Here is a 6,132-nt window from a genome sequence, read left to right on the forward strand (position 1 = left end):
CCACCAAAGGAGCGCTCGCCGCGAGCAGGGCGCTCGCCGCCAAAGGAGCGCTCGCCGCGTGCCGGGCGCTCGCCACCAAAGGACCGCTCGCCGCGTGCAGGGCGCTCGCCGCCAAAGGACCGCTCGCCGCGAGCCGGACGTTCGCCACCAAAGGACCGCTCGCCGCGTGCTGGACGCTCGCCACCAAAGGAGCGCTCGCCGCGAACCGGACGCTCGCCACCAAAGGAGCGCTCGCCGCGAACCGGACGTTCGCCACCAACGGACCGCTCGCCGCGAGCCGGTCGCCCTTCGCCAAAGGAGCGCTCGCCACGCGCAGGCCGCTCGTCCGGGCCGCCTCGACTCCGATATCCGGCGCTGCCGCCAGGGGCATCGCCAGTCCGGGCGCGTGTCGTTGCACGCGCGCCGCGTTCGTTATCGTCACGTGGCCCCCGCGGACCGCGCGCATCGGGCGTGCGGGGCGCGCGGCGGGGTGCTTCGTCGGTACGGCCGCCTGCGCCAGCTCGTTTATATCCGGCCGGCCGCGTATCACGCCCGCCGTCCTCACGGGGGGGCCGAGCGTCGCGCGCCGGGCCACCCGGACGCGGCGCGCGACGGGGCGCATCGTCAGCGCTGCGCTGCGGCACGCGGGCTCGCGGCGTGCCCTCGCGCGACTTCATTCCTGCGCTGTCGCGGGTCTTTCCGGCCGAGGCCGGCGCGCCAGCTTTAGCGCCCGCACGCGGCGCACTCTTCTTGGCGACCGGAGCAGAATCCGGCTCACTCGCCGCGCGCGGCGTCTTACGTGCGGACGGGCTGCCGGCACGAACGGGGGCGCGGCTCGGCGATGCCGGGCGCGGATGCTTGGCTGTCAGTTTGACGCGCATAAAATCTCACACTGCGATCGCACGCAGCAGCTCGGTTTCCAGCTGAATCTGCAAGCGGTTATCGGAAAGGCCGCGTCCATCGAGCAGAAATACGTCCTCGACACGTTCGCCGAGCGTATTGATCCGCGCAGCGTGGACACCGATCCGATGCACCGCCAACACGCGCGCGATCGAATAAAGAAGCCCCGGCCGGTCGTTTGCCGACACGGACAGGATGTAGTACTGCCCACGCTCGTCGGCTCGCAAGTCGACGCGCGGGGTAATCGGAAACGTTCGCGACAGTCGCGAGAGGCGGCCCTTGGACGGATCGGGCAGCGGCGCATCCGACGAGAGCCGTGCGGCGAGCTGTTGCTCGACGAGGTTCGCAATATCGCGATACTGCACCTCGTCGTCCTCGGTCCGCGCGACGATGAAATTATCGAGTGCGTAGCCGTGACGCGTCGTGTTGATGCGTGCGTCGAGCACCGACAGGCTGTTGCGGTCGAAATACGCGCAGATGCCGGCGAACAAATCGGAGCGGTCGGGCACGTAGACGAGCACTTGCAGCGCCTCCCCGATCGGGGACGGCCGCGCGCGCACGATCGGGGCATCGGTACGGACATGCCGGTACAAGACGCGCGTTTGCCAGGCGATGTCGGCGGCATCGTGACGCAAGAAATAGCCGACATCGAGTTGGTCCCACAGCGCACGATGCGCGTTCTCGGGTACCGTCTCGAGCCGCAGCAAGGCGAGCGCTTCCTCTTGCCGCGTCTTCAGTTCGGAATGCTCGTCGGGACGGGCGCCCCCGAGCACGGCGAGCGTCATCCGATACAGGTCCTCGAGCAGCTTGCCTTTCCACGTGTTCCAGACTTTCGGGCTCGTGCCGCGAATGTCGGCGACGGTCAACAGGTAAAGCGCCGTGAGCCGGCGTTCGTTGCCGACGAGCTCGGCGAATTGCTTGATGACCTGCGGATCGCTCGTATCCTGCTTTTGCGCGACCTGGCTCATCGTCAGATGGTGCTGCACGAGCCAGACCACGAGCGAGGTGTCGTCGCTCGTCATGCCGTGATCGCGGCAGAAGCGGCGGGCATCGGCCATGCCGAGCGTCGAGTGATCGCCGCCGCGGCCCTTGGCGATATCGTGAAACAGCGCCGCCACGTAAAGCACCCATTGCCGCTCGAAGTTGGCCATCAACTGGCTGCAGAACGGGTACTCGTGGGCGTGTTCGGCCAACGCAAAGCGGCGCAAATTGCGCAGCACCATCAAGATGTGCTGATCGACCGTATAAACGTGGTACAGGTCGTGCTGCATCTGCCCGACGATGCGCCGGAAATTCAGCAGGTAGCGGCCGAGCACGCTCGTCTGGTTCATCAGCCGCAGGGCATGCGTAATACCTTGGGGCTGCTTCAGGATTTCAATGAAAAGCCGGCGGTTCTCCGGATCGCGCCGCCAGCGCGAATCCATGATTTCGCGCGCGTTGTAGAGCGCCCGCAGCGTACGGGCCGACAGCCCCTTCGTGCCGTGCGTCATTTCGTACAGCAGGAACGCTTCGAGGATGGCCGTGGGCGTACGCTCGAACACATCGTCGCTGGCGATTTCGATCATCCCTTGCTTTTCGACGAAGCGCTCCGACAGCACGCGCGTAATCCCGCTCGTGCGCGGGAACAGTTGCGCCTCGATGTTCTGGATCAGAATCGTCGCGAGCTGCGTGACCGCCTTGGCGGCCCAATAATAGCGGCGCATCAACTGCTCGCTCGCGCGGCGGGCCTGCGTGGCGCTATAGCCGAAGCTTTCGGCCGCGGCGGTTTGCAGATCGAACACGAGCACATCCTGACGGCGGCCGGCGATCACGTGCAGCCGGGCCCGCAATGTCTTCAGGAACGCTTCGTTGCGGTGCAGCTCGCGTGCTTCGCGCGCCGTGATGAGGCCGCGCTCGTCCAATTCCCGCCAACTGCGTCCGAACCCTGCCGCGCGTGCGATCCACAGGATCAGTTGCAGATCGCGCAAGCCGCCCGGGCTTTCTTTGACGTTCGGCTCGAGGCTGTACGGTGTGTCTTGAAACTTCGCATGGCGCTGGCGCATTTCGAGCACCTTGGCCTGGAAGAAGGCGCGGGCGTCGAGTGCTTCGTTCAAGCGCAGGACGACGCGCTGAAACAGCGCGGTGCTGCCGGTGATGCGCCTCGCCTCAAGCAGCGACGTGCGAACCGTGATGTCGTTGCCGGCTTCCTCGATGCATTGCGCCACGGTGCGCACGCTGCTGCCGATCTCGAGGCCGAGGTCCCATGCCATGCCGATAAAGCGCTCGATGCGCGCGTCGAGTTCGGGCGGGGCCGCATCGGGCAGCAGCACGAGGATGTCGATGTCGGAGTAGGGCGCCAGTTCGCCGCGGCCATAGCCGCCCACGGCCACGAGCGCGCAGGACGCCGGCAATTCGCAGCCGTCCCATGCGCGCCGCAGGGCGTCGTCGGTCGTGCGCGAGAGCGTCTGCATCAGCGCATCGACGCGGCTTGCCGTTTTGAAGCGCGCGAGCAGATCTGCTTTCGCGGCGCGGTAGTCGGCTTTGACCGAGGCGGGATCGGTGGTGACGGCGGGGGCGCTCATAGGCTGGGGCGAACGGCGAAAAGCCGATTGATACGTTGATACGTGGATGGGAAGGTGCGCGCGCCGCCGGTGTCGGCGACGCTGCGCGATCTGCGGCTGCGCCGAGCCGCCGCTTGTTTATTGACCGACTGAGTGGGGCTATTGCATCGCGCCATCCGGTTACGCCATTCGAACCGGACCGATCAGGCCGCGACGGCGATCGACGGCTTGGCGGGCGTGCCCGCCGATACCGTCAGCACGTCATAGCCGGTATCGGTCACGAGCACCGTATGCTCCCATTGCGCCGAAAGGCTACGATCCTTCGTCTTGACCGTCCACTGATCGGGCATCGTGCGAATTTCGCGGCGGCCCGCGTTGATCATCGGCTCGATCGTGAAGATCATGCCCTTTTGCAGCTCGAGCCCGGTGCCCGGGCGGCCGTAATGCAGAATCTGCGGATCTTCGTGGAACACCGTGCCGATGCCGTGGCCGCAGTATTCACGCACGACGCTGTAGCCACTCGCTTCGGCGTGGCGCTGGATCGCGTAGCCGATATCGCCGAGCCGCGCACCCGGACGCACCTGTTCGATGCCGAGCCACATGCATTCGTAAGTGGTTTGCGCCAGGCGTTTGGCGAGGATCGAGCCCTCGCCGGCAATGAACATCCGGCTCGTGTCGCCGAAGTAGCCGTCTTTGATGACGGTGACGTCGATGTTCAGCGCGTCGCCGTTCTTGACGACTTTGTCGCCGGGGATACCGTGACAGATGACGTCGTTGACCGAAATGCAGGTTGCTTTCGGGTAGGGCGGATAGCCGGGCGGCTGATAATTGAGCGGCGCGGGAACGGTGCCCTGCACGTCCAGCATGTAGTTGTGGCAGAGCCGGTCCAGCTCGGCCGTCGTCACGCCGGGCTTGACGAACGGGGTGATGTAGTCGAGCACTTCGCTCGCCAGACGGCACGCGACGCGCATTTTTGCGATGTCGTCTTCGTTTTTGATCGTGATAGCCATGAGTGCGGGCCTGAGAACGGATGTACGTAGATTTCGCGATTATCGCACTATATGAGCCCCGTGGCTGACCGCCGCGCCGCGCCGTTCGTTCGATTGCGCATTTCGCGACGCCGCTGCGCCGTTCGATGCTGCAATGCGGAATGATGCCATGCGCTGGAGCGGGCCCAAGGCGCAGCTTGAGGGAGCGCCTTCACGCGTGGTATACTTTCGGGCTAGTCGTTGTCGGGAATCGAATTTGCATGCGGTCCATCGCATTAGCGTCCGCAAAGGCGGTACGCAAAGCGGCGGTACGCAAAGCGGCGGTACGCAAAGCGGCGGTACGCAAGGCGGCTGCACAAGCAGCCGCAGGGCAACCCCAGCCATTCGAGGCTTGATGGCGGCTGGAACAACAATCGTAGTAATCGCAAGCCGGCGCACCCAGGGTGCCGGGCCGCGGTCCATGAGCGTTCATCAAGTTCAATGAGCGTTCGGGGCGCGACCGGTACGGCAGCCGGCTTAAGACCCAACCCTCGCGGAGAATTACATGGCAGTCACTATGCGTCAGATGCTGGAAGCCGGCGTCCACTTCGGTCACCAAACGCGCTTCTGGAACCCGAAGATGGCCCCCTTCATCTTCGGTCATCGCAACAAGATTCACATCATCAACCTCGAAAAGACGCTGCCGATGTACAACGACGCGCTGAAGTACGTGCGTCAACTGGCAGCCAATCGCGGCACGATCCTGTTCGTCGGTACGAAGCGTCAATCGCGTGACACGATCGCCCAGGAAGCCCAGCGCGCCGGCATGCCGTTCGTCAACGCCCGCTGGCTCGGCGGCATGCTGACGAACTTCAAGACGCTGAAAGTGTCGATCAAGCGCCTGAAGGACATGGAGGCCGCGGTCGAGGCCGGTGAACTCGAAAAGATGAGCAAGAAGGAAGCGCTGCTGTTCGAACGCGAAATCGCCAAGCTGCAAAAGTCGATCGGCGGCGTGAAGGACATGGGCGGCATTCCGGATGCAATCTTCGTCGTCGACGTCGGCTACCACAAGATCGCCGTGACCGAAGCGAACAAGCTCGGCGTGCCGGTCATCGCCGTGGTCGATACGAACCACTCGCCCGAAGGCATCGATTACGTGATCCCGGGTAACGACGACGCCAGCAAGGCCGTGGCCCTGTACGCGGAAGGCGTGGCCGACGCGATCCTCGAAGGCCGCGCGAACGCGGTCAACGAAGTCGTGCAAGCTGCGCGCGGCACCGACGGCGACGAGTTCGTCGAGGTGGGCGGGGAGCAGTAAAGCAACCCCGTCGCCGGCAAAAAAGGGGGCTTCGATAGGCCCCCTTTTTTTAAGTGCCGGCGGAACGTGCGGCGCGATCGATGCGCCGCGAACGAATGCGTGCCGTTCGCATCGAAACCGAGCGGCGTATGAAAGACAGACTGAAGGAGCGAATGATGGCGGCAATTACCGCAAGCATGGTGGCTGAACTGCGCGCGAAGACCGACGCGCCGATGATGGAATGCAAGAAGGCGCTGACGGAAGCCGATGGCGATATGGACCGCGCCGAAGAACTCCTGCGCGTGAAGCTCGGCAACAAGGCCAGCAAGGCTGCCTCGCGCGTCACGGCGGAAGGCGTGATTGCTTCGCACATCGCCGGCAACGCGGGTGCGCTCGTCGAATTGAACTGCGAAACCGACTTCGTCGCGAAGAACGACGATTTCATCGC

4 protein-coding genes and 1 pseudogene are annotated in these 6,132 nt (G+C 64.8%); 2 read left to right on the forward strand and 3 right to left on the reverse strand.

All coding sequences use genetic code 11. The features are described from left to right. From ACTHL0_RS07460 to map, 3 genes and pseudogenes are all read right to left on the reverse strand, one after another. Positions 1-397, reverse strand: a pseudogene (locus ACTHL0_RS07460) (hypothetical protein); the annotation flags it as partial. Positions 398-866: 469 nt separating this feature from the next. Next, complete coding sequence (locus tag ACTHL0_RS07465) at positions 867-3,440, reverse strand: [protein-PII] uridylyltransferase (protein ID WP_440566051.1); 2,574 nt, start codon at positions 3,438-3,440, stop codon at positions 867-869. 182 nt (positions 3,441-3,622) lie between these two features. Then, complete coding sequence (gene map / locus ACTHL0_RS07470) at positions 3,623-4,429, reverse strand: type I methionyl aminopeptidase (protein WP_440566052.1); 807 nt, start codon at positions 4,427-4,429, stop codon at positions 3,623-3,625. A gap of 523 nt (positions 4,430-4,952) precedes the next feature. On the opposite strand from map, the gene rpsB reads away from it, so the two are divergent. Both rpsB and tsf read left to right on the forward strand, forming a co-directional pair. After that, a complete protein-coding gene (rpsB, locus tag ACTHL0_RS07475) occupies positions 4,953-5,705 on the forward strand; it encodes a 30S ribosomal protein S2 (RefSeq protein ID WP_440566053.1) in 753 nt (250 codons plus the stop codon). A 155-nt stretch (positions 5,706-5,860) separates the two neighbouring features. Continuing rightward, positions 5,861-6,132, forward strand: a 272-nt coding sequence (gene tsf / locus ACTHL0_RS07480; protein WP_440566055.1) for a translation elongation factor Ts, incomplete at its 3' end; no start/stop codon positions are given.

This window comes from Trinickia sp., assembly GCF_051961175.1.
Lineage (GTDB): Bacteria > Pseudomonadota > Gammaproteobacteria > Burkholderiales > Burkholderiaceae > Trinickia.